The organism is Desulfoluna sp., from assembly GCF_030145185.1.
Taxonomy (GTDB): Bacteria; Desulfobacterota; Desulfobacteria; order Desulfobacterales; family Desulfolunaceae; genus Desulfoluna.
Genome location: NZ_JAQYWB010000034.1, coordinates 15,642 through 39,484, shown reverse-complemented (window position 1 = coordinate 39,484; position 23,843 = coordinate 15,642). Strand labels below are relative to the sequence as shown.

The 23,843-nt window shown below is 54.0% G+C and carries 15 protein-coding genes; 5 read left to right on the top strand and 10 right to left on the bottom strand.

Going from position 1 to position 23,843, the window contains the following annotated elements; genetic code table 11:
- Positions 1-118: 118 nt before the first annotated feature.
- The 3 genes from Q1Q75_RS12410 to Q1Q75_RS12400 all read left to right on the top strand — a co-directional run bounded on the left by Q1Q75_RS12410 (position 119) and on the right by Q1Q75_RS12400 (position 8,369).
- Positions 119-6,463, top strand: a complete 6,345-nt coding sequence (locus tag Q1Q75_RS12410) for a C25 family cysteine peptidase (protein WP_300670964.1) — start codon at positions 119-121, stop codon at positions 6,461-6,463.
- A 184-nt stretch (positions 6,464-6,647) separates the two neighbouring features.
- Positions 6,648-7,295: a DUF6880 family protein gene (locus Q1Q75_RS12405; RefSeq protein WP_300670962.1), complete on the top strand. Its 648-nt coding sequence runs from the start codon at positions 6,648-6,650 to the stop codon at positions 7,293-7,295.
- Positions 7,296-7,766: 471 nt separating this feature from the next.
- Positions 7,767-8,369 (top strand): hypothetical protein, encoded by a 603-nt coding sequence (locus Q1Q75_RS12400; protein WP_300670960.1) that lies wholly within the window; start codon positions 7,767-7,769, stop codon positions 8,367-8,369.
- A gap of 38 nt (positions 8,370-8,407) precedes the next feature.
- Here the strand turns inward: Q1Q75_RS12400 and Q1Q75_RS12395 are convergent, their stop codons facing one another.
- A complete protein-coding gene (locus Q1Q75_RS12395) occupies positions 8,408-8,539 on the bottom strand; it encodes a hypothetical protein (protein ID WP_300670957.1) in 132 nt (43 codons plus the stop codon).
- A gap of 363 nt (positions 8,540-8,902) precedes the next feature.
- On the opposite strand from Q1Q75_RS12395, the gene Q1Q75_RS12390 reads away from it, so the two are divergent.
- Positions 8,903-10,033 carry a sensor domain-containing diguanylate cyclase gene (locus Q1Q75_RS12390; RefSeq protein ID WP_300670955.1) on the top strand — a complete coding sequence of 377 codons (1,131 nt, stop codon included), beginning with the start codon at positions 8,903-8,905 and terminating at the stop codon, positions 10,031-10,033.
- Positions 10,034-10,485: 452 nt separating this feature from the next.
- The gene (locus tag Q1Q75_RS12385) at positions 10,486-11,733 is read left to right on the top strand and encodes a hypothetical protein (protein ID WP_300670953.1); all 1,248 of its coding nucleotides are present in this window, start codon (positions 10,486-10,488) and stop codon (positions 11,731-11,733) included.
- A gap of 7 nt (positions 11,734-11,740) precedes the next feature.
- Here the strand turns inward: Q1Q75_RS12385 and Q1Q75_RS12380 are convergent, their stop codons facing one another.
- The 9 genes from Q1Q75_RS12380 to Q1Q75_RS12340 form a co-directional block, all read right to left on the bottom strand.
- The gene (locus Q1Q75_RS12380) at positions 11,741-12,598 is read right to left on the bottom strand and encodes a YibE/F family protein (protein WP_300670951.1); all 858 of its coding nucleotides are present in this window, start codon (positions 12,596-12,598) and stop codon (positions 11,741-11,743) included.
- A gap of 614 nt (positions 12,599-13,212) precedes the next feature.
- The gene (locus tag Q1Q75_RS12375) at positions 13,213-14,091 is read right to left on the bottom strand and encodes a uroporphyrinogen decarboxylase family protein (RefSeq protein WP_300670920.1); all 879 of its coding nucleotides are present in this window, start codon (positions 14,089-14,091) and stop codon (positions 13,213-13,215) included.
- Complete coding sequence (locus Q1Q75_RS12370) at positions 14,088-15,935, bottom strand: ASKHA domain-containing protein (protein ID WP_300670917.1); 1,848 nt, start codon at positions 15,933-15,935, stop codon at positions 14,088-14,090. Before Q1Q75_RS12370 ends, Q1Q75_RS12375 begins: the two co-directional genes overlap by 4 nt.
- Positions 15,936-16,689: 754 nt before the next feature.
- On the bottom strand, positions 16,690-17,766 hold the full coding sequence (locus Q1Q75_RS12365; RefSeq protein ID WP_300670915.1) for a methylcobamide:CoM methyltransferase MtbA: 1,077 nt from the start codon (positions 17,764-17,766) through the stop codon (positions 16,690-16,692).
- Positions 17,754-18,896: a uroporphyrinogen decarboxylase family protein gene (locus tag Q1Q75_RS12360; RefSeq protein WP_300670912.1), complete on the bottom strand. Its 1,143-nt coding sequence runs from the start codon at positions 18,894-18,896 to the stop codon at positions 17,754-17,756. Before Q1Q75_RS12360 ends, Q1Q75_RS12365 begins: the two co-directional genes overlap by 13 nt.
- Positions 18,890-19,543, bottom strand: a complete 654-nt coding sequence (locus tag Q1Q75_RS12355) for a corrinoid protein (protein ID WP_300671009.1) — start codon at positions 19,541-19,543, stop codon at positions 18,890-18,892. Before Q1Q75_RS12355 ends, Q1Q75_RS12360 begins: the two co-directional genes overlap by 7 nt.
- Positions 19,544-20,159: 616 nt before the next feature.
- Entirely contained in the window at positions 20,160-21,140 is a 981-nt protein-coding gene (locus Q1Q75_RS12350) for an ABC transporter permease (protein ID WP_300670909.1), read from the bottom strand.
- Positions 21,141-21,152: 12 nt separating this feature from the next.
- Positions 21,153-21,944, bottom strand: a complete 792-nt coding sequence (locus Q1Q75_RS12345; protein WP_300670906.1) for an ABC transporter ATP-binding protein — start codon at positions 21,942-21,944, stop codon at positions 21,153-21,155.
- 526 nt (positions 21,945-22,470) lie between these two features.
- Complete coding sequence (locus tag Q1Q75_RS12340) at positions 22,471-23,532, bottom strand: ABC transporter substrate-binding protein (RefSeq protein ID WP_300670904.1); 1,062 nt, start codon at positions 23,530-23,532, stop codon at positions 22,471-22,473.
- Positions 23,533-23,843: the final 311 nt, after the last annotated feature.

Genomic DNA, 23,843 nt, shown 5'->3' with positions numbered 1-23,843 from the left:
TTAAGCTAAAGATTCTCTCAAAATTACCGATATTTTTATTGCTTAATTATTTTTTTTGATGGTCTTTTTCAGATATGACGTTCGTTGTGCTCAGCACAGTGGTAAAAGGAGCAACCTTGTGAAAAATTTCAGCAAGTCGGCATTCATACTTCTCTACTTTTTATTCGCTTTTGCTTCTATCGCTTCCGCAGCACCCGCCGACGGTCCTCTTCGCTTTGAACCCGGTGATACCCTGGCTGACATTCAAGATAAAATCCAGCACAACGGCTACAGCTTTACCGTAGAAGCCACCCCTATTTTCACTATGGCACCGGGTGAAAAGAGCCGATTTTTTTCCCGTCGTTCACCCGGCGCATCCAAGGCCCTTCGCAGATCAATAAGCCAAGGCCCCCTCCAGGACATGCAGCACCTTGCCTTGCCGGATGTCTTCGACTGGCGGGGAGTTGAAGGCCATTCATATATCGGACCCGTCCGAGACCAGGGCAATTGTGGATCCTGCTATGCCTTTGGGGCCAGCGCGTCGGCTGAAGGCGCCTATAATTTTGTCACGAATAAATTCAACAACGATGTCGCCGATTTTTCCGAGGCGTTCATCGCGTTTTGCCTTACCGATCACTACACAGGTTTTGACGGCTGCGATGGATCCGATTACGACTACGAAGAGTTAGACGGCCTGGTGGATTTCGGCATTGCCAATGAAACGGACCACCCGTACGACCTTGGCAATCAAGCATGCCCGGATTCGTATCCAACACTCACCCAATTCAAATCCTGGCATCGGATTTCCTGCGGAGACATAGACGCCATGAAACGGGCCATCATGGCCTTTGGTGTCATTGACGTCTCTGTTCTTGTCACCGACGCCTTCCAGGCGTATTCAAGCGGTGTCTACGAAGACCAAAACACAACCTGCGACGATGACCCGAACGGGATTTGTTATTATGCCGCGACCAACCATGTCATTTCCCTGGTGGGCTGGGACGACACACCCCCCGAAGGCGGCGGCGGATGCTGGATATTACGCAACTCATGGGGGGACACCTGGGGGGAGAACGGATACATGCGCATCCGTTACAACTCCGCCCACGCGGCATGCGAAGGCACCTACCTGGTTTACGAAGGTGAGGGTCCGTCTGTTCGTGTCTCAGAAGCCACCGATACGTCAGACACACAGGCCACCCTCAATGCCATGGTCAACCCGGAAGGAGAGAATACCGAGGTCCATGTTGAATATGGGACCACGATTGAGTGCCTGACCGACACGGCCACCGCTTCGTCCGGTTCTGGCACCACGTTTGAAGATGTCTCCATCGTCCTGCCGGGGTTGACTCCCCAGACCACCTACCATTATCGGGTGGTGGCCTCCAATGCCCGGGGATCCGTCTACTCCACTTTAAATTATGTCACCACAGCCGGGTCCGCCGGCGCCCCTGACGCACGTACCGGAAACGCTGTGGTGAGTCTTGATCAAACCACAATAACGGGATGGATCAACCCCCATGGTACAGCCACGACCTCTTATGTGGAATACGGACCGGACACAGACTATGGCGCGTCAACAAAGATTGAGGGCTCGCTTGATGGCACCCAGGACCTGGCCGTATCCACTGTACTGACAGACTTGTCTCCTTTGACCACCTATCATTACCGCCTTGTTGCAAAATACGATAACGACATAACAGCCTATGGCCTCGATGGCACCTTTGACTCAAAAGCAGCGGCAAACATGCCGCTATCCACCACAAAACCGGCCACAGATGTCAGTTCTTCCCTGGCCGTTCTACATGGCACGGTCAACCCAAACAACAGTGAAACAACCGTTCCCGTCTATTATTATTTTGAGTTCGGATTAACGGAGGATTACGGCAGCACCACCCCGGAACAGTTTGCAGGTGCCAGTCTTGATGACCTTGAGTTTAATACAACCATCGCCGGGCTCGAGCCAATGACGACGTATCATTTTCGTGCCGTGGCAAGAAACTCAGCGGGGACGCGCTATGGGGTGGACAGGATGTTTACCACCCTCCAATCCCTGTTTTATGAAGGATTTGACCATGAGACTCAGGCCCCACCAGGCTGGACCCAGGAGATTGTTTCCGGAAACACCCCATGGAGTTACTCAATAAGCAGCATAAATCATCCCGATGATATAGAGGCCATTTTTTGTTCAAGGACAGAGGGTGATCAGGCCCGGCTGATCACTCCCAAGATCGACCTGGCCGGGGTGGCAAGCCCGGTATTGTCCGTTGAATACGACAGTGAGGATGTTGGCAACATTCAGGTTTATTACAGAGAAAATTCCGAAGAGACGTGGCAGACCGATGATTCTTTTAAGCTGCCATCGGATTTGAAGGCCTGCACGATTGCCCTGCCGTCCGATCTGGACCAGATTTACCTGGCCTTTAGCGGCACGGCTGAACCAGACGACTGTATCGCTATATACAACGTGACAATCTCTATGGATTCCGTGACTTCCGGAGGACCGATTGTAAAGACTGGGGTAATGTCCCAGGTAACCCCCACCACGGCCCTTTGTACAGGAAACGTGATTTCCGACAACGGCTCCCCCATCACGAGCCGGGGCGTGTGCTGGAGCCCCGCGGCCATTCCCACCACCTCCGACAAGCATACCGTTGAAACGGGTCAGGCCGGCTCTTTTTCCAGTCTGATCACGGGGCTTTCGGCCACCACTGAGTATTATGCGCGGGCTTATGCCACCCATGGTGACCAGACCACCTACGGTGAAACAAATACATTCAAAACGGAAAATCTTTCCCCACCCACTGATCTTAAGGCCACATCCGTCACCGCCAACCAGTTCACCGCCAGCTGGCTTCCGGTGGACGGAGCCACCGGTTATTATATTGACGTCTGGGAATCGGGGGCCCCCTTGACCAGGCGCTCTCGCCCAAACACGAAACAATCCGGCTCGCCCGTCACCCGCACCGAACCGGGCATGACAACGGTGGAATGTTCCTTTGTACCCGGTGATGTGAATTTTACCGAGGAATCAGGATTTATGACCGTCGACTTGAAAGACGGTGTGATGCCCCAGGATGCGCCGGGGACCCCGTGGCTGCCGGCCCGGTACATCAACCTGATGATTCCATCCGGGGCCCAGGTCACCGGCATCGACGTCAGCGGTGAAGAGGTCAGCCTGAAAACGGGCGCACGCCTCTACCCCGTGCAACCTGCTCAGTCGCCCAGTCTGCCTGCCAGCGGATTTGTTGAACCGGATCCGGCGGCCTATGCCGCACCAGGAAAAACCCCAGAAACTCTGGCGGTTCTGCAAGGGGATGCCACCATGCGAGGGCAATCGTTTGTCTCCCTCAGACTCAACCCGGTACGCTACGCCCCAGCGGCCCAAGAGCTCTTTCTGGCCACGCGCCTGGTGGTCACGGTCCATTACCAGGAAACTCGCCGCCAGGGCTTGCCCGCAGAACCCTTGTTCCAAGATGCGCTCAACAGCATGGTCGTTAACCCACGTACGGTCCTTGAGACTCCAAAACGCAGGGGCACAGACGGGGTAGACTACCTGATCATTACCAGCCAAGAGCTGGCAGGGGCTTTTGGTGCGCTCACCCAACACCGACAGGACGCCGGAGGCCTGAGATGTGAAATCAAAATCCTGGAAGAGATCGACGCCGAGTATACGGGCTTAGACAAGCAGGACAAGATTCGTCACTGCATCCAAGAGTATGTTGAGCAAAAAGGCCTCCTCTATGTCGTCCTGGGCGGAGATGACACCGTGGTCCCGGCAAGAATCTGTCCGGTTCATGTTGACTCTTATAATGAGGACATGCCCACAGACCTCTATTACGCGGCCTTGGATGGCGACTGGGACGGTAACGGCAACCAGATATACGGAGAGGAGGCGGACCATGTGGACCTGGCCCCGGACGTCCTCGTGGGGCGGATCCCGGTGAGAACCGTGGCCCACGTTAAGGCTTATGTCGATAAACTCACCGCCTTTGAAACCGACCCACAGGCTCTGTCCAGATCCACCATGCTGTTGACAGGTTCGAAACTTAATGATGTTTACTCTGGCGAGGACCGGCCCACGGACCTCATGACAGACGGACTCCTACAATTCCGAGAGCCGAGCGACAGAACTGTCAGCGATGCCGAGATGTGGGTCAGAAGGCTTTATCGCGACCACATCCAACCCCTGCACAAACCGGACACCCTGGGTCTTCTGTTTGACACCCTGACCTCCTGGGACGCCCAGTGGCCAGGCGATTACGACCTCTCCGCGGCGACAGCCAAGGCCATCTACAACCAGGGGTGGACTCATCTGTTCTGCAGCACCCATGGAAACCAAGTAGCGTGGGGACTCGAAGGAGCGACTTCCGCTATTTTCAGCGGCGACATCGAAACCCTGACCGGGCTCACGCCGTTTGTTTACACCACCGCCTGTTTGAGCAATGCGTTTAATAATAGTGACCGGGATCCTTGCCTGAGCGAGGCGTTTATCCGCAACCCGAAGGGTGGCGCCCTCACTTATATAGGTTCCAGCAATTATGGCTGGTTTTGCCAGGACTCAGCTCCCGCAAGCGATACCTTCCTTTCCAGCTACGGGGATTCAATGCATTATGCCATTAGGTATTACACCCGCCTGTTTGAAACGGATTTCATCTCCTCAGGAGAAACCTTTGCCCTGCACAAGGCTGACTTGATTGCCCTGAGCTTAGGCGGGACCGTGGCCCGCTGGCTCCAATTCGGCCTCAACCTGATGGGCGATCCGGCCATCATGGTCGGGGGTCGGTATGTGCCCGGTTATTATCGCCTTGATGTGGGGGATGTGACCCAGGTCGACATCACCGGCTTGACCAGTGGCTCACAGTATCACTACCGGGTCAGTGCCGAAGGGGGCAACAGTCCCCGGAACAACTCGGCGACCTTAGATGTTCAGACCGCTGGCATGGAGCTTACCCTTGACAGCCATCTTGTGTCTGAAAACCAACCCGTCGGCACCCGTGTGGGCAACTTGTTCACCTCTGATCCGGCCGGCACGCATACCTTCGAGTTGGTGTCAGGAACCGGGGATGAAGACAACGGCTTTTTTGCTATAAATGGTGAGGCGCTGCAAACCTCCGCTGTCTTTGATTTTGAGGCCCGGAATCACTACACGATTCGAGTCCGGGTCAATGACGGGTCCACCAGTAGTTTTGAAAAATCGTTTCTCATTACAGTTGAAAATGTCGACGAGGACACCGATGATGACGGCATTCCCGACTCCTTAGAGGATCTGGACGGGGACGGGATGGTGGACCCTGGAGAAACAGATCCGACCCGCGCGGATTCCGATGGCGACGGCATCCAGGATGGAACTGAAACCGGCCTGACCGCCGGTGCCATCGGCCCGGATACCGATACGGCGGTGTTTATCCCGGATTCGGACCCCACCACCCAAACCATCCCGTGGAAACCGGATACCGATGGAGATGGGTGGATGGACGGCGAAGAAGATGCCAACGCCAACGGCCAGGTGGATGACGGAGAATCAAGCCCCCACGATCCGGTGCGGCCTGTGCCCACGCCCCCGATCATTCCCGAGACCATCCCCCATGACAAAGCGGGTATCAGCGATAATACCCGCATACCGAACAATACCTGTTTTGCCGCCTGCATCAGGGACGCGGACGGCATAGACCTCAGAGACGGGCAAAGCATTGTGTTTCATATCAACGATGGCCAGGCGCCCGCCTATGATCGGAACCTTTATGATACGAACGTGGTCCGCATCGTCCGGCTGACCGACGACCCGGAAGACAGGGTCAAAGAGGTGTGGGTGGCCTACGACAGATCCGAAGAAGACGCCCTGGATCCGACCTATGCCTTTGATACCACGGTCAATGTCACGATGGAGGCAACGGATCGGCGAGGAGGGACGATGACACCCGCTGTATTCGCCTTTAACGTGGAAACAGAACAGGCGCACACGTATGCAGCGGCTGCCGGGCCGAAGGTGGAAAGGCTGACCTCGGAAGATCCTGCGTTGGTCGGCGAGTACGATGCCGGGGTGAAAGCACTAAGCGCCGGACTCAAAGGGGCCACCATCGTCTATGACAGCACCGGCCCTGTGACACCCGGTTTCGGCCCGTCAGAAGAGATCCCGCAGCTAAACGTCGAGGGCGTCACCGCGGTGAACCTGCCCATGAACCTCAGGCCGCCAGCCGTGTTCAACGTGCCGGTCAAGCTTATTATCCCCTGCGGGGACAGGGACGCGAGCACCCTCAGCGTCTTTTTATACGACGGCCAGACATGGGAACAGGTCTGCGACAGGCAAGGCAATGTGACGCCCGAAGGCCAGGGCTTTGTCGTACCCGGATCAAGGATGAATCATCCCACCTCCATCGAAATCAAGGTCTATCATTTCTCGGCGGTTCAAGCGGCATGGGTGGAGGCTGAAAAAGAGGACTCGGGGGGATCGGGAGGATGTTTTATTGAAACCCTGAAGTAAAAAATGCCTCCGGCGGCAAGGTGGGCCACCTTGAAAGCGGGGTTACGAATGCTCTTCGGCTGTCGATACGCCGAGTACCTCGAGTTCTCATACGGCTAAATCTCGAATGGTTTTTTGCTGTCATCCATGCGTTGTTCATGTAAGATTTGATGTATTTATATAAATTTCTCGAGGGATTCAAGCGATGAGTGACGACAAAAAACAGCGATTGATGGCTTTAGGCGAAGAGGTTTTAGCAGACACCCTCCTGGAATTGGGAGAGACACACCCTGAGGTCTTTGATGTAATCTCGCGCATGCTGTCCACAGCCGAAGGTAACGTGGAGCGAGTCAGGGCCAAGCTTTCCGAGCTAAAACACAGCACCGAGTATTTCGCATGGGATGAAACCTCGGCCCTGATCTACCGATTGGGCGGGATCCTAGATGATATTTACGCAGGCTCAGCTGAGGACCCTTGCCTGGGCGCGGAGCTGGTGCTGGACTTTTTTGAGACCGATGAGGTGGTCCTTGAGATATGCGATGATTCTGGCGGAACCGTCGGAGACGTCTACACCTATGAGGCCAGGGACCTCTTTTTGTCTTATGCACCCCATCACCCGGAAAAAAAGGACCTTGCAGACCGGGTCTTTGCATTAACCCGCACCGATGACTACGGCGTGCGGATCGCCCTGATCGATTGCGCCGAGGACTACCTGTCCCCGGCCGACATGAAGCGGCTGATCAACCGGTTCCGCGAGCTGCTGCACACAGGTGGCAAAAATTGCCAAAGGCATTGGCAGCGATGCATCGACAGCCTTGAAGAGCAGAGGGAGCACCTTTCCAAAACAGCATGAGATGTTGGCCGATTGGCCCTCACTGGATTGTTACGAAATAAAAGATCTGAACATCCCAGATGTTGCCGACCTTGTCATTTGGGCACGCTCCCGATCTTCAAGCCAAACCCAACAAGGTATACAATGGGGACGTTGTCATTTACAGCCGCACTTGCCCTGGGAACCAGCCTATGCTAAACCATTGTAAGATAAGACTGATTCAAATGTTTAATGCGCCCATGTAAAACGTAACACCCCCCACATGCCCCCTTCCTTGCCATGTGTAAACAAGGCTCCCGAGCGACCCCAGGTAACGAGATTGTCATCTTGAAATGAAAACCCTTTGCCGGATATTTCACGACAACAGGCTGTAATAACAATTTATTATTTTAGGCTGTCTGTTTCCCCACGTAATACCCGGGAAAATGCGTCCTGACATCACCCACACTCAGAGCTCTCCACCCACCTCCTCCGCAAATAAGGAGCCCCATCATGGGAAAAAAAGACAAAAAAATCATTCTGGTTGCCCAGTGTTTAATCAACCCATACTGCCGCGTTCACGTGCTGGGGCAGAATTTCCCCCTGTCCCATGAGCTGGTGGATTATTTTATGAAATTACGGGTCGGTATCATTCAATACCCTTGCCCGGAGACCACCGCCATGGGATTGCAGCGCAATCCCCAGGGAAGGCAGCAATATGACAATATTTTTTTCCGGAATCATTGCAAAGAACTTCTGCAGACCCCCTTACTGATGGTTGAAGAATTTCTGAAAAATGGCTTTCGCCTGGTCGGCTATATCGGACTGCGCAACAGCCCGACCTGCGGCATCCACTGGGGCAAGCACAAGGTCAACAGGTACAACACGGAATCGCCCATACCTGTTGAGAAACCTGAGCCTGAAGAGCCCTTGCTCATGGGCATTATGGCTGAAATTCTATCGGAGAAATTTCACGCCTTGAACATGACGGTCCCTTTCCTTGAATTGCCGATTCAACAGCCACCGGATTCGGAACCGCGAACTCAGTTCTGGCTTGATCTCAAACGTCTGGTGGAACCCCGCAATCCCAACTATATGACACCAACGGCTGACTGAAAAATACGGAAAGGTAACGATCGCGGCCGGCTTGTGGATTAGAATCCACGCTTGCCAATGGCACCGGCATGGTAAAGATATTCACGATATTTTTTCAATCGCTCTGAATTTTCCACACCAAATGCCATCTGTCCGAAGTCAAAAGAGAGAAAATCGTCTTCTGAGAGCATAAAACCCGGACTCATTTCCAGGATCGCGTGGAAGTGAGTCTTAAGAATTAGCGAAGCCCCCGCACTACCACGTTTTAACCATTGAAAAAAGGGGAAAAGGAGAGAGACGCGCCCCTTTCCCACTGCACCTTTTCAGCTTAACCGTGCCTCAAGTGACTCTAACGATAGTTAATAAACCATATGATTCTGGTTTAAGAAGAAGTTCCAAGGGATAGAGGCCTCCTTTTGAAAAGCATCACGCCCAAGACATGAATAAACTATCACCTTTATTGTTGCCAGTTGCCAGCTTTTTACTGTATTGCCTGTTTACTATATTTCCAGACACGGCATACACAGATCTGTTTAAAAAGGGGTTGGTTATCCATGTTCAAAAGGTTGAAGCTCTTTATTGGTGGTCTCATTTTTTTAATCCTGGGATGCCAGTGCCTCCAGCTGTATTCACCTGATGATAGCGGTATCGCTCTCCTCAGCCTTACGACCATCGGTCTCACCTTCCTCCTCACCGGACTTCTTTATCTCTATTTCAACCATGACAAACTGGAGAGCCGTAAACCCGGCAATGCCAACCGGGACACCCTGAAAGAGGCATCAGACCTATGGCCGGTATTTAAAAAGGTGGTTGAAAACATGCCCGTCATGTTTGATGCCGTGGATGAGAACGGGGTGGTTCTTTTCTGGAACAAGGAGTGCGAACGGATCACCGGCTACACCAGTGCCGAAATTGTTGGCAATCCCAATGCATTGGAACTTTTCTACCCTGACCCGGTCCAGCGCGCCAAAAACATTAAAGAGTTTCTTGAATTTAACGGCAGTTACCGTGACTGGGAAGTCGACCTTTTATGCAAAAACGGGGACATACGTACTCTGTCCTGGTCTAACACCAGCGTCAAGGCCCCTATTCCTGGCTGGTACACCTGGGGTATCGGAATAGATGTCACCCAACGCAAAAAAGCAGAACAGCAGCTCACAGAGATTGCGACCCGAGACGAGTTGACCGGACTCATCAACCGCCGAAAAATACTTGAGATCTTAACAAGCGAAATGGATCGTGCAGCGCGCTATAACAACCCCTTTACCCTTTGCATTGTGGATATCGACCACTTCAAAAAAGTGAACGATACCCATGGTCACAATGCCGGAGATATCGTGCTGAAACGCCTCGCAGATACCATCAGGAAGAAAGTCCGAAGAACCGACAGTGTGGGGCGTTACGGAGGAGAAGAATTCTGCATCATCCTCCCCAATACCACGATCTCCCAAGCCCAGTGTATCTTAGAGCACATTCGCCAAGCCATCTCATCCATGACCTTTCTGATAGACGGAGATACCGAGATCCGCCTTTCCATAAGCCTTGGCCAAGTCCAGTACCATCCTGGGATCAAGGAAATCCATGAGCTCATACACCTGGCAGATAACGCCCTGTATCGGGCCAAACAATCTGGAAGAAACAGGCTCTGCACATCGGCCCCACCAAGAGAAGGGGTCGCGTCTTAACATGCGACACAACCCCTTTTCATTGCACCGCGAATAATGAGTCCGATTACGGCTCTGGCGGCCCTTCTGGAGCCAAACGTTTTCTAATATATATGCGCTGGATGTGAATTGACCCGAGGAACAAAGGGTGAGATAATTCGCCTCCTAACCCGGCTCGCCCGAAGGGTGAGAAAATCAGACAGAATACCGTGGATTACATTTTGCATTTTTGAAACGACTGAAAATATTGCCGTAAAAAGCTATAATTATATGTTATTCCTTACTTTCGATTGTTTTCTCATGGAATATCCGGGCTAAGGTTCAGGGATCATCCCCTGTCAGCTGGAGCCTGTTTTCCAGGCACAAGAGCATAGAAGGCATCGCTTTTTGACGGAAACGCCGCGAAACCGTTCTATAAGTGTCACCTCGATAGCCTAAATTAACAAGGTCAGAGCCGTCCGAAGGGAAAGTTAATGGAAGAAACGTTCAATGTAATCAAAGAATTAATGGCACAATACGATGACTCTTTTTACATCTATGACGAAAAAAAAATATCCGGGCAGATTAACATATTGTTAGAAAATTTTTCGCACTATGAATTTTTGTATTCAATAAAAACCAACCCACTGGATCCTATCGTCAAATTTGTCGCATCCAAGGGCTTTGGCGCAGATGCCGCTTCAGCAGAAGAAGTGGTGATAGGCCAAAAAGCCGGCGTTCCTTATGAAAAAATTCTATATTCAGCCCCCGGTAAAACTCGCAAGGATATCGAAAAAACAATAGACAAGGCCATCATTATTGCGGACAGCTACAACGAATTGGTGCTGATCAATGACATCTCAAAACAAAAAAACATGCATACAAAAGTTGGGCTCCGAGTCAACATTGACTTTTCTATGGATGGAGGAAAAGGATCGAGCAGTAAATTTGGCGTTGATGAACACACCTTGATAAAGCAGAAAGCATTTCTTAACAGTTTTTCACACATAAAAATCGTTGGAATACATGTTCATCTGCGCTGTCAGATTCTTGATCACAGTAAGCTCTATCGATATTATGAAAAAATTGTTGAGCTGGGTCTGTTTTGTCAAGAAACCCTGGGATGGGAGATGGAATTCATCAACCTGGGCGGAGGGATTGGCATTGTTTACTCTCTTGCCCATGACACACCCCTTGACATGGAAAAACTCAGCCGTGACAGCCAAGGGTTGGTTCAACGATTTAAGAGTAAACTCAACGCTCGACTCATCATTGAAACCGGCCGGTTTATCACGTGCGAAGCGGGCCAGTATGTGACCCGTATCGTCGATATTAAAGAATCTCACGGAACCAAATACCTGATTGTGCAAAAAGGGCTCAATGGTTTTTTAAGGCCCTCTATTGCTGAGCTTTTAATGGATTATTCACCTGAAAATGCCACATTAAAAGCTTCAGAGCCCTTATTTACGGCAACCGATGCCTTTGAAGTTATGATTCCAGATGGAGACAAATCGTGTCTTGAAAAAGTAACGGTTGTTGGCAGCTTATGCACAGCAACGGATGTCCTTGTCAAGGATGCCATGCTTCCAAAAGCCACCATCGGTGATCTTGTTATCGTGTCAAAGGCAGGCAGTTATGCCTACTCGTTATCACCCCTGTTGTTTTCAAGCCATGGCCTGCCATATCAATTTTACCTGACCACAGAAAGCAAAATACATATATGCGCCAACGATGCGGGATAACCCCTTTTCAACCCTTTTCAAGTTTCCCCGCGGCGATGGCGGTGGCCGGGATGGTAAAGAGAAGCCCCACGCTGCCGGCCAGGGCTCGCAGGACCTCTGCGGCCAGGGTGTCTCGTCCGATGATTTCATTCAAAGGAAGATCGTAGGTCGTTAAAAGGAGCAGGAGGTTCAGGCTGCTGCCTGCATAGGCAAGAATTAAGGTATTGGACATGGTGCCCATGATATCACGGCCCACCTTCATGCCGGCTGCGATCCACTCTTTTTCCCCGATCCCGGGATCTGCAACTCGGATCTCATGCATGGCAGAAGCAATGGAGATGCCCACATCCATCACAGCCCCTAAAGCGCCGATGATAATGCCTGCCAAGAGAAGCCCCCTGAAATCGATGTGACGGGAGTAGAGAATGAGGTGGATGGATTCTTCGTTCCCAAGGCCGGTAAGCTGGGCCATATGACCAATAATAAGGGCCGAAAGCCCGGCGATGGTGACCCCGCCGAAGGTTCCGATGGTGGCTGCCAGGGTTTTTCGATTAACCCCGCCGATGACACTTAAGGTGACGGCAATCACCAGGGCACAAAGGGCCATGGTGACCCAAACCGGGTTGTACCCTTTCAGAATAAGGGGAAGGAGAACCTTCAGGATAACCCAGATGGTGAAGATCAGTGTGAAGATGGATTTTATCCCCTTGACCCCGCCGATGATGATCAATCCCCCCAAAAAGATGAGGGTCAAATAGAGCAGAGGAACCTTGTCCTGCATCAGGGGGTCATGGATGCCATGGGACGCCACCCCTCTTACAGCCATCAACACAAGGGCCAATACGCCCCACGGAAGGAGACGCCTCCGAAGTTCTTCCCATTTCATACTGCTGATCTCTCCTGGGTCGTTCGTTAGGAATACGCAAAAAGCAAAAAGCAAGCCTCCGGCGGCAAGGTGAGCCACCTTGAAAGCGGGTTTGCGCTGCGCTTTGCCCCCTCGTTCCTCGTGGTCAAATCACAGCGGCCTTTTGAGAAACCGCATGCATTTCTCTGTGAAAATTATGCCTTCGGCGGCCCTGCCGGTAGCTAAACTTATCTCGCATCCGTTATCACATCCCAACGAGCGACTCCCTTCCATCGATATCGCGTAAATGCCGCGACGGAGCACGGCGCGCCCGAAAAACAGCGCTGTTGAGAGATTGAAGAAAGATGGCCCCCACCGAAGGGGAACACGGCCATGGCTTTGACAACGAGCGGAGAGACGACACCCTCCTGGGCGCGCCGTGCTCCGTCGCGGCTTTTTTAGCTGGGGGCTAAGCGTTTTTCGCCAGGAGGCCCCTCACCCTGTTTTTCGGAATCATGATATCGGCGTCTTCAGCAGTGCCGGTTGCCGAGTATCACCCTTGGCGCGAATGCCCAGAAAACAAGGGCATCACGACAATCTCCACGCATTCGCTATAGGGTTTCAAGGTGCCCCCACCTTGCCGCCGGAGGCTTTTTTTATGAGCCGAGATGGATCGCCCACAACCTTGGGTGCCGATTGTGCTTTGGCGTTTGTTTCATGCAGCTGTGGCCCACAATACTGACCCCGGGCTGCTGCTTTAAAAACGCCGTAAGTGCTTCTCCGTAGGTGAGCTCCGGGTCGTATGGGACGGGCTCGGAGCTGCTTAGACCGCATTTTTCCAGGGCCGTGGAGGTCTTACCGCAGAGGTGCAGGAGGGTATTTTCATTAGACGCCTCTATTTTTTGTAAGATCCGGGCGGTGATTTTTCCGCTAACCTCCTTGTAGAGCTTGGGGCCGATGAGATCCATGGCTCCGGCGGGATCGGCGTAGGAGAGGAGCTGAGCCCCCCTTTTTATCCCTTCCAGGGCGTAGGCCACGATGCTGGCCTCGATCACCCGCATGAGATGATCCACGGCCTCGCTTTTTTGTCTCATCCCCTTGTAGAGGTGCCGGGGGTCGATAAGGGATGAGGCCAGGGTAAAGGGGCCGTGGATATTTAGCCCCACGGCCTCACCCTGGGTGCTTAGATCGGCTACGCAATCCAGAACCGCCAACGCTCTTCCCTGGGAGAGGTCGATCCTCTGTATCCCCATGGCGGCATCGATATCCGGAAGGCAATAACCCGCCACCCGGGGGCCGTTTCTCTTGTTGCCGAGGGTGATCTGGGCCCCCATGGCTTCGGCCTCCACGGTCATGCAGAAGGGGAGGCGGCAGAGGCCGTCGCCGCGATCTTTTTTCAGGGCGAGGGCCAGGCGTGCCATCTCCCGGGTGTCGGTGTGAATTTCTGGGACTTTGAATCCCAGCTCATCGATAAGCGCTTCGGGGATCTCTTCGGTGCCGGGGTGGGTGCATCTGAATTCGGGTCCTGGGTTCATGCGCATCTGCTCCTCGGCCGGGGGGCCTCCAGGGTTTCGCTGAAACTCAGGCACCGGGTGAAGAGCCGCTCGTACCCTTTTTTTGTGGCCAGTTCGAGGTAGTGGACGTCTGTGGCGATCTCTTCCATCTCCGTGCGGACTTCCTTAGAGAGCAGGCACATCCGTGCCCCTGTTTTTGAAGCGTTACCGATATAGCGTATCTTTCCAGCCAGGCTCCGGGGCAGAATGCCTATGCCCATGAGACTCTCCACGCTGAGGTGGGCACCAAACTGACCGGCGATAATCACCTCATCGAGGGCCTCCATGGGGATCTCCATGGACTCCAGGAGGGCATGGATGCCCGAGAGAATAGCGCCTTTGGCCAGCTGCACCTGGCGGATATCGTCCTGGGTGATGATGATTTTCTGGGGGCCGGACGAGAGGGTGACCGCTCTTTTGCCCTCTGCCTCTATCAGAAAGGGGGCCAGGGAGGCCGCATCAAACCCAAGATCGGCCCCCTTCTTTAAGCGCCCGGTCTTTGCCATGAGGCCGACGCGGGATATCTCGGAAATGGCGGATAGAATACCGCTGCCACAGATGCCTGTGGGGGCTTTCCCGCCGATGACGTCCAAAGTGATGGCGCCGTCCTGGATCGTCACGTCCTGAATAGCCCCTTCGGCGGCCCGCATGCCACAGCTGATGTTCATCCCCTCCAGGGCCGGACCGGCGGCACAGGAGCAGGAGGTCAGGGTGCCGGCCTTGGCCAGGACCAGCTCACAATTGGTGCCCATGTCGATGAGGAGGCGATTTTTCTTCCCTTGTGCGAGTCGGGAGACCCCCACCCCGGCAACGATATCGGCACCAATATAGCTGGAGACCCCTGGCAGGCAGTAGAGCCGTGCAAAGGGGGCGAGTCGCAACCCAATGGCGGTGGCCGGAAGGGACTGGCTCCTGGAAAAGACGGTGGCAAAGGGTGCCCGACCGATGGAGTGGGTGTCAACGCCCAGGAGCAGGTGCATCATCGTGGCGTTGGCCGCCACGCTCATCTCGTAGATCTGCTCTATGGAGATACGTGCATGGCGAGCAAGGGTGAAGGCAAGCTCATTCAAACAGGTGACCATGGCCTCCTGCAGGGTGCGGAGTCCCCTCTCTTCCCGCCGAACAAAATCGATCCGGGACAAGACATCGAGACCGTACTCTTTCTGGGGAGAGATCGCCGACTCACAGCCCAGTTCCCGTCCCGAGTTCAGGTCGATGAGGGCGGCCACCACGGTGGTGGTGCCGATATCCACGGCGATACCGTACATCTGATCACGGGTATCGCCGGGCTCTATCCCCACGGGGCGATCTCCCGCACAGATGGCGGTGACCTGTTCGGCTGGAAGACTCATGGCCAGACTCGCCAGCAGGGAAGGCTCGCCGGGGGCCAAGGGGGCGTTTAAGGCCTTTTCAATCAGAGCCTCATGGGAGAGCCCGCTTTTTAAGGCGTCCGGGGTAAGGGGGATCACCCGCTTGGCCATCCAGGGCGCCACGGAGATCTCCGGCATCTCCCCGTCGGTTAAAATCTCGTGAACCTGGCTCTTCTCCGCCATCAGCGACAGGTGGACATCCCCGGACGGGATCACCTGGCAGCTTAACCGAAGCCCCTGGCCGAGCTCCTCCCGGGTCAGGTGCGCCGTCTCCTCCTCGGTGGGGGAAGAGAGCTCTCCGGCGAGAATCTTCACCCGGCACTTGCCGCAGGTCCCCTTACCGGCACAGGGGCTCTCCGGAGCCCGGCCATGGTCCTGAAGGATTTCAAGGAGGGTCTTCCCCTTGGAAAACGCCAGGGGGGGCGTTTCTGAATCGATCGTTAAAAGATGTGACATCTGTTTTTTCCTTCGTAACTATTCAGCTTAAAAAAAAAGCCTCCGGCGGCAAGGTGTGCCACCTTGAAAGCAGGTTACCGCTGGGCTTTGCCCCCATGTCACGGCGTAGCCGCAGGCGAAGACGGATCGCTTGTCGCGCCGTAGCCCACTGACGTGCGTCAAATGATGACGCTTAGACATGGGTGTAGGCGGATTCCTCGGGTCAAAGCCCATCGGTATTTTAGCCGCCCATTGTATTATTATTTTTCTCACTCCCAGGCTCTGCCTGGGAGTATCGGGTGCAAGGCTCCGCCTTGCCGGTACGGAAAGCCGTAACACAGGGGGGAAACTCACAGGTTGCTGGGCTTCAAACATGGAGGCAGAGCCTCCGGGGAGCATTCCCAGGCTCCGCCTGGGAGTGTCGGGTGCAAGGCTCCGCCTTGCCGGTACGGAAAGCCGTAACGCAGGGGGAAACTTACAGGTTGCTGGGTTTCAAACATGGAGGCAGAGCCTCCGGGGAGCATTCCCAGGCGGAGCCTGGGAACGAGAGAGCAGAAGGGGCTTCCCCCTAGAAAACGCGAGGGGGGGGCACTTCTGAATCGATCGTTAAGAGAGACGACCCCTGTTTTTCCCTTTGTGACTATTCAGCTCAAAAAAAGCCTCCGGCGACGTAAATACGAAATACATATTTAAAACCTGTTTGTTAAACCCGCCTTTATAAAATCAGGCAAAAGTTTAGCCCCCGGCAGGGCCGCCGGAGGCATAAACTAAACCGTTACGTCCCTTCTTTGTTTGCCCCTTCTTTCTTCTCTCCCTTTTTTGCCGCGTTGACCATGGCCTGGATGTTTTCAAAGGGGGTGCGGGGGCCGATGCCGCACGCCGGGGACAGGATATCGACCCCATGGGCGAGGCAACTTTTACAGAGGGCGGTGATCTTTTCGGGGCCGCTGTTCTCTAAGGCAAAGGTGCTGACATTGCCCATGAGGACCTTGCCGGTGACATGTTCTGCCACCTGCCGGACATCTGTGATGGCGTCGAAGCTGAGGGCATCGCAGCCCAGGAGATTCAGCTCCTGGTAGATGCCTTTCAGCCGTCCGCAGATATGGATGATAGTGCCTGCCTTGGCGAAATCATTGAGCTCCCGGACGATGGCGTTGAGATAGGGAAGCGCAAACCGTGCGAACATCCTGGGTCCCAGGATCTCTCCGGTACCACTGGGATCGGAGATAGTGAGGAGTTGGGCCCCTGCCTCCAGCTGGGCCTTGCCAAAGGCGATGAGATTTTTTGTGACATGCTCCAGGAGTTCATGGGCCTCTTCGGGCTTTTTGTGCAGCGCCTTGAAGAAGAGCACCGGTTCGATCAGGGAGGTGGCCAGGCTGATGGGGCCGGTGAGGTTGGCGATGATGGGGACCTCCGGGTTCTTTTTCCCTAAGTGCCGGATCGCCTCGATCACCACCTTTGCCCGGCCCGTTGTTACATCGATATCCCTTAGTTCTATCCACCGGGAGACTGCGTCTATGGGGTAATCCGTCACCCGGGGTTCATGGGTGCGTGACCCCATGGAGACCGGTGCCCCCATGCTTTCGGCCTCCACGGTCATGCAAAAAGGGACCCCGTAATTTTCAAAACCTCCCCCTTCGTACATGCCCGCCGCCAGATCGGCCATGAGCCGAGAATCGCTGTGGGCCTCGGGCCATGGACTCTTTGTCCTGTCCATGACCGATTCCACGATCATATTCATCATGCCGCCGGGGCAGATACAGGGCGGACGATCCACGGTTTTTCCCTGCAGGGCCAGGGTCAGCCTATCCTTGGGAGTCAGCCTCTCCTTTGTGGGTATCAATGTGGGCATGTGCATATCCCTGAGGCGGTTGGGGTGATGATCTCCGGCTGGGTGGAGGCCTCAGGGGTCTCTGCAATCATGCGATCCAGCTTTTCAGGTACCACGGGATAGCCGATCTCCCGTGCCGCATTCATCATGGCATCGATGTGCGCAGAAGGGGTCTCCACGGGCAGGCTGCAACCGGACATGATGACATACCCCTTGGGGCTGTCCCAGGCCTGCTGCACGCAGTCGGCCACGGCCCGGCGGACTTCGGCGGGGGGGCCGGCATAGATAATGGCCGACGGGTCCACGTGGCCGAGAATCTTCACGCGATCCCCGATCTGCTCCTTGCACTGTTTCAGATTGACGACATTATCGACGCTGAATCCGGCAACCCCCATATCGACGATGTCTTCCCAGATTTTGTCTGTTTTTCCGCAGATATGCATGGTAACAGGCTTGCCATGGGTGTTGATATACGCCACGAGCCTTTTGATGTAAGGGGCTCCGAACTCCCGGAAATGCTTGGGGCTCACCACGGTGCACGAGGAGAGAGGTTCGGAGATGGTGGGGGTCAGCCCCTGGTCGATGATGGCCTGGGCGTATCGGATGCAGGTCTCAAGGGAAACTTCACAGGCCCTGTGCACCGCCTCCGGGTTTTTAAAGATAAGTTTGGTAAAGGTCTCGATACCGAAGAGGAAGAAGGCGTTGGAGAAAGGCCCCACAAGGCCTCCGGCACATCCCACCTCATCACCAAGCTCGTCAACAAGGTATTTCATCGCATCGATATGGACAGGCAGGCGGCCATCTTTGTACGGATCTGCCGGCTCCAGGTTATAAATCTCGGAGATCTCCTTGACGGCGGGCTCTGCCAGGTCGGCCGTGTTGTCATCGGGGAAACTCACCGTCGCTCCCATGGCCTCGGCCCAGGGGAAGAGATCGGTGAAGACCCGAACGCCATCGTATCCAAAGCGGCGATAGGAGGCGATCTGGGCATTGGCAATGGCCTTGGCGCTGGTGTTGAACTCCGAGATTTTGCACCCGTAGATACGGGCCACGCCGTTGGCGACGTTGGGATTGCAGGGGAGGCGGTCGACGCTTTCGCCCTTGGCCAGGGCCTTGCCCCGTTCCATGGGGGTCATCTGATCGGTTAGCATGGGATGACCTCCCCGACCAGGCTCTTGGCCAGCTCCACGGCCCGAGAAGCATTTCGAGAGTAATGAGCCCCAATTTTCCGGGCAAATCCCGAGGAGATGGGGCCACCGCCCACCATCACCCGAATCTGCGACTGACCTTTTTCCGCAAGGAGCTGCACCACGCGCTCCATGTTCTCCATGGTTGTGGTCATCAACGTCGACAGGCCGATGATCTCAGCGCCGATCTCCATGGCTTTGCTGACAAAGTCCTCCGGGGGGACGTCCCGTCCCAGGTCCACCACCTCAAAGCCGGCGGTCTCAAGCATGATCTTGACCAGGTTCTTACCGATGTCGTGGGTGTCCCCCTCCACCACACCCATGACCACCTTGTGCCGGTCCTTGCTCTCATCTGCCTTTAAATGGGGGGTTAAAATATCCATGCCGGCATACATGGCATCGGAACACATCAGCAGCTCAGGGATATAATACTCCTCCTCCTCGTAGAGCTGCCCTGCCCTCTCCATGCCGACTGCCAGCCCCTGGTCAATGCCCTCGTAGGCATCGAAACCCCCGTCGATGTAGCGCTTTGCCGTCTCCACAGCCTCTTCCTCGGCCATGTCCACCACATGGTTCGACAACTCTTTGAGCAAACTCTCTTGTGACTCCATCACGCGTTTTCCCCTTATCGATATGATTAAAACCCCAGCTGGGATCTTATGGTAAGAAAAATGCCTCCGGCGGCCCTGCCGGGAGCCAAACTTTTGCCAATTTTTATGGGCTGGGTTTGATAAACAGGTCTTATTTTTTTCTGATTACCATTCTTTTTCAGCCATATGTGATTCACCACGAAGTTAATTCGCGACCATGGCTGAGCCAACCGGCTCTGGAGCGCCGCACTCCGGTGCGGCTTTTTTTGTGGATGCGTCATCGTTCGTGCCGCACAGGAGTGCGGCGCTCCATGCCAACCGGCTTATGCCACGACAAATCGTGTGTTTAAACACCATTATTGGTCTTGATTGGCACCCCTTCCCAACCTTCCTAATGAGGGATGGGAATAAGTGGCAATCATGTATTTTTTATCCAGGAAACTCCCCATGCCGGAGGCATCGCTGAACAGTTACAAAGAAATGGCGACCCTTTATCATTAAAGGCTCACGCAAAAAATAAATGCACAATTTTCATGAAAGATGCCGCTGTGATTTGACCCGAGGAACGAGGGTTAAAGCGCTGCGGCAACCCGCTTTCAAGGTGGCTCACCTTGCCGCCGGAGGCATCGCTTTTTCTCTAATTTTTCCAGCTCAAAAGGCGGCGTTCGACCCTTTCGAAGCATCCGGTAATGGCTGTGACCACACACCCGATGAAGAGAATACCCGCCACAACCCGGGGGTAATCGGCAAAATCGGAGAAGTATTTGACGTACCATCCCAGCCCCGAGGAGGCGCCGATCATCTCGGCGGCGGTTAAGAGGATAAATGAGAAGACCAGGCCCAGGGTGGCCCCGCTGATGATGGCGGGCATGATGCCGGGGAGGATGATCTCAAAGAGCATGGTTTTCTCCGAAACATTGAGAACCCGGGCCGAGTCGATGAGGTGCCTGTCCACATTGAAGGTGGCGTTGAGTGTGCCGATAAAGATGGGCCAGAAGGCCCCAATGAAGATAATAAAAATAGAGGCACATTTAAAGGTGGGCAAGATGACGATGGCGTAGGGGATATAGACAATGGGCGGAATGGGTCCCAGCACCTTGGTCAAGGGGTTAACGGCGGCAAAGAGGCGTTTGCGCCATCCGATGATCAGGGCCAGGGGGATGGCCGTGATCAGGGCCAGGAGGTATCCGGCCCCGAGGAGCCCCAGTGAACTTACCAGGCAGCGGGCAAAGACGGGGAGCTCGCTTATAAAGACGGCCACCACCTTGCCCGGCACCGGAAAAAGAAGATGCTGAAGGAGATCCAGGTGACTCGTCATGAGTTCCCAGACGATGATGCCTGTAAACATAACGGCCGCGATATCTCCGGAGGATTTTTTCCTTACGGGCTCTTTGTGCATGGTTTGGTGAAGCCAGTAGAGGAGTTCAATGAGACCGAGAAGGCCCATGAGGTAACCTCGGTACTCAAAGGCCATGGTCCTTTTACCCGGCAGGGCGGCCAAAACCATGGCTGAGATAAAAAGGATATCTGCCAGACGGAGCGGCAGCCGGAGAGCGATGGTGTGGAACCCTTTTTGGGGAGTGTCGGTGGCCTTTTCGGCCCGGCATAAAGTATTCATGGGTCTTTTCTCCTAAACGGCCACCTCTTCGATGAGATCGTCGAAGAGTAAATTGATCAGCATATGACGCATCGCCGCATACTCGGGTGTTTTAATAAGGGCGGATCGGTTTCGGGGGCGATTAAAATTAACCCGAATGATCTCTTTGATTCCCTTGGTGCAGGCCGACATGACAACGATTCGGTCTGATAAGAGGATGGCTTCATCCACATCATGGGTAATGAATACCACGGTCTTTTTCCGGGGACCGCTGTTCCATAAATCGAGGAGCAAGCCCTGGAGCCCCATTTTGTTTTTGGCATCCACGGCGCTGAAAGGCTCGTCCATCAGAAGAATGTCCGAGTCCATGGCAAAGGCCCGGGCAATGGCCACCCTCTGCTGCATCCCACCAGACAACTGGTTGGGATACTTATCCCCTACATCGTCCAAGCCCACCAGGGAGAGGTAGCGGTCTGTGATCTCGGCCAGCTCTTTATGGGATCGGCGCGGCTTTAACTGCCGGAGACCAAAAATGATGTTTTTGCGGGCACTCATCCAGGGAAAAAGAGAGTAGTGCTGAAAAACGACCCCGCGCTCGGTACCGGTCCCCCGGATCGCCTCTCCATCGATGAGAATATCCCCTTCAGAGGGACTGTTCAGCCCGGACAAAAGGCTGAGGATGGTGCTCTTCCCGCAGCCGCTGGGGCCGATAATGGTGACAAACTCCCCTGCCGCCACAGAAAGATCGACTCCGCTAATCACCGGGATCATCGATTTTTGCTGCGAATAGGCAAAGGAGACATTGTCCAGTCGGATCTTTTCCATCTGTTTTTCCCTTTTCTCTCCAGAAAGCCAGAGGAGGGTGGCTCCCCTGGCCGCCTGAGTTGTTCCGGTTCATGCCAACCTGTGAATTGACACGGAAGCACCGGAAGCTCATGCATTTGCGGCGTATAAGGCACCCCCTCACCCTTCACGCGAATGCGGACGCGGGGTGCCCGGATTACAGACGGCCTTAGCCCGGATATTTCATGAGAAAACGACCATACCAAAACAATAATACATTATTACGGCACGTTACCAAGGTAAGCTACAGGCATTTCAAAAATGCAATTCACCGTATTCTACTCGCTTTTCTCACTCTTCGGGCGAGCCGAGTGCACCCATCTTCTGCATTATCAGAGCTTTGAGGTAAACCACTACATCTGCAGCTCTGATGCCTTGAATATGGGTGCACTCGACTCGTGAAATATCCGGGATAGAGCATTCGCAAACCTGCTTTCAAGGTGGCTCACCTTGCCGCCGGAGGCATTGCTGTTTGTGCTTTTATTTCTTCCCGCAACCTAAAAAAGGCTTAGTTGTTGAGGGCAAATTCCGCCGTGAGTTTTTTGTAGCTCTCATTGTCCGGATTCTCTTGGAGGAGCCGGGCCAGGGCGGCCTTGTAGATGGAAGTATCGATGTGATCCTTGATGGCGATATCTGAATGGATGAAGCCGGTATCCTTCATAATATTCCAGTACCGCTGGGTGGACTTTTTCAAAGGATCCGGACTGCAGATCATGGTCGCGTCATCGGCATAGGTCTCTTTTCTCAAGTATTTCTTGTCGACTTTCACATATTTTTCGGTGATGTCGATGGTCTCCTCATGGTGGGTCTGATAAAAATCGTAGGCTTTGATGAGGGCGGCCATGAAATGGCGCCAGCGCTCAGGGTTTTCTTTCAGCTCAGAGCCCATGACGGCCTGGCGGCAGCAGACATTGTTGTCAAAAAGATCGGTGATGTGCATGGCGATTTTCACCCCCTGGTCCTCGGCCATGGCCACATAGGGGGACCAGATCAGCGCCGCATCCACACGGCCCTTCTTCAGGGCCTCCATGGTAGACGCCGGCGATTCCATCTCGATAATCTGGGCCTCTCCCTTTCGCCAGTCGATGCCCGCATCAATAAGCGCCCCCCGAAAGATAACATCGGCGGTGGAGAGACGAACACTGGCGATCTTTTTCCCTGCGTAGTTGCGTATATCCTTCAGCTCCTCATACCGGCCAGGGTTACAGACTAGGGCGCAGGCCCCGGAGTTCTGCCCGCCAATGACGACGATATCCGCTCCCTTTGCCGTAAAAGCCAGGGGAGCAGAGACGCCGAAGCTCCCCACGTCGAGTTTGCCGGAGAGGGTGGCGTTTAACCCTTCGGCAGAGTTTGTAAACTGGTACAGTTTGGCATCGATGCCCTCCTCTTCAAAAAAGCCCTTCTCTTTGGCCACAAAATAGAGGAGGTGTTCGGGTGAGGCCAGGTAGCCGATATTCATTTGGGTGCTTTGGACCGCGCCTTCGGTGGGCTTTGACGGTGCGCTGCACCCTGTGCAGAGGAGGCTTCCCATGAGGGAGAGTAAGGCTAAAGAAATAAGTAGTCTCTTCATTGTAAGTATTTTAACCCCTGAAATGGTTGGTTATCATGGTGTGTGACGGTTCACATTGAAAAAAGTGTCAGTAAAATTTCGTCTCTTCATATCCGGCTGATCGTGAATATTCCAATACTATATATTGATACTTTCTTTATTAACCATTGATTATGCTAATACCGAAAACACTGCGAGAGAGAATCCAGGAGAGGATGATGAAGCCTTGTCTCGGGGGCGAAGGGGCTTTCCAGGGCTTAAAATAACGATGAATATATGCTATCTTTTTTTGTCATATCCCACCGTTGATTTATGACGAGATGCTTCTGGAG

Bases quoted from the DNA above. Each gene is read 5' to 3' on its own strand.
- Q1Q75_RS12360 (WP_300670912.1), bottom strand. From the start codon at position 18,896: ATGCTAACCGATCAGATGACCCCCATGGAACGGGGCAAGGCCCTGGCC.
- Q1Q75_RS12370 (WP_300670917.1), bottom strand. From the start codon at position 15,935: ATGTCACATCTTTTAACGATCGATTCAGAAACGCCCCCCCTGGCGTTT.
- Q1Q75_RS12405 (WP_300670962.1), top strand. From the start codon at position 6,648: ATGAGTGACGACAAAAAACAGCGATTGATGGCTTTAGGCGAAGAGGTT.
- Q1Q75_RS12390 (WP_300670955.1), top strand. From the start codon at position 8,903: ATGTTCAAAAGGTTGAAGCTCTTTATTGGTGGTCTCATTTTTTTAATC.
- Q1Q75_RS12400 (WP_300670960.1), top strand. From the start codon at position 7,767: ATGGGAAAAAAAGACAAAAAAATCATTCTGGTTGCCCAGTGTTTAATC.
- Q1Q75_RS12340 (WP_300670904.1), bottom strand. From the start codon at position 23,532: ATGAAGAGACTACTTATTTCTTTAGCCTTACTCTCCCTCATGGGAAGC.
- Q1Q75_RS12380 (WP_300670951.1), bottom strand. From the start codon at position 12,598: ATGAAATGGGAAGAACTTCGGAGGCGTCTCCTTCCGTGGGGCGTATTG.
- Q1Q75_RS12375 (WP_300670920.1), bottom strand. From the start codon at position 14,091: ATGAACCCAGGACCCGAATTCAGATGCACCCACCCCGGCACCGAAGAG.
- Q1Q75_RS12395 (WP_300670957.1), bottom strand. From the start codon at position 8,539: ATGCTCTCAGAAGACGATTTTCTCTCTTTTGACTTCGGACAGATGGCA.
- Q1Q75_RS12365 (WP_300670915.1), bottom strand. From the start codon at position 17,766: ATGCCCACATTGATACCCACAAAGGAGAGGCTGACTCCCAAGGATAGG.
- Q1Q75_RS12345 (WP_300670906.1), bottom strand. From the start codon at position 21,944: ATGGAAAAGATCCGACTGGACAATGTCTCCTTTGCCTATTCGCAGCAA.
- Q1Q75_RS12385 (WP_300670953.1), top strand. From the start codon at position 10,486: ATGGAAGAAACGTTCAATGTAATCAAAGAATTAATGGCACAATACGAT.
- Q1Q75_RS12355 (WP_300671009.1), bottom strand. From the start codon at position 19,543: ATGGAGTCACAAGAGAGTTTGCTCAAAGAGTTGTCGAACCATGTGGTG.
- Q1Q75_RS12350 (WP_300670909.1), bottom strand. From the start codon at position 21,140: ATGAATACTTTATGCCGGGCCGAAAAGGCCACCGACACTCCCCAAAAA.